Genomic DNA, 611 nt, shown 5'->3' on the forward strand with positions numbered 1-611 from the left:
CACCTCCTTAAAAAAGAAGTACGACGAGGAGCCGAAGCGCCCACACAGTTTGTTTTCAGAAGAACAAGAACGAGAAAGAGCAATTGAGTCAATTAATGCGAGTGAGAGCTTGCATTATCCAGTTGTTGACAATAAAAGCTAATAAACGTTTTTTGTGAGGAATGATTCGTTAGTTGATATGAATTAACGGAAAAGACCGCACTAAAGAATGTTTTTGCGAGGAGTTTTTCGTTAATCAAGGCATGTTAAAGAGAGAGCGAAGGCGCATACGCCAGTATGTAACTGAGTGAGCAAGTTAACATAACGCCGAGTAACGGAAAAAGCCGAAGCAAAAAAAGGGGTCGTAGCTCAGCTGGGAGAGCACCTGCCTTGCACGCAGGGGGTCGGGAGTTCGATCCTCCCCGGCTCCACCAAACAACTCGTTAAAAAGATGATGCAGATTAAAGTGTTTTAGATAGAGCATTTTAATCTGGAGCATCCAGACGTTCATTAACAATATGGTAAAGAAATAGAGGTAACACAAGCGAATTAGTATTGTCTTTTGTTGTTGTATGACTTTGAGGAGACTCAGGTTATATGGTCAAGAAGAGAAGCGCAAACGGTGGAAGAAG

The 611-nt window shown here is 42.2% G+C and carries 1 tRNA gene; it reads left to right on the forward strand.

Going from position 1 to position 611, the window contains the following annotated elements:
* Window positions 1-337: 337 nt before the first annotated feature.
* Window positions 338-413, forward strand: a tRNA-Ala gene (locus ACN4Z1_RS15945).
* Window positions 414-611 lie beyond the last annotated feature (198 nt).

This window comes from Legionella sp. ST3F1 (assembly GCF_048553315.1).
Taxonomy (GTDB): domain Bacteria; phylum Pseudomonadota; class Gammaproteobacteria; order Legionellales; family Legionellaceae; genus Tatlockia; species Tatlockia donaldsonii.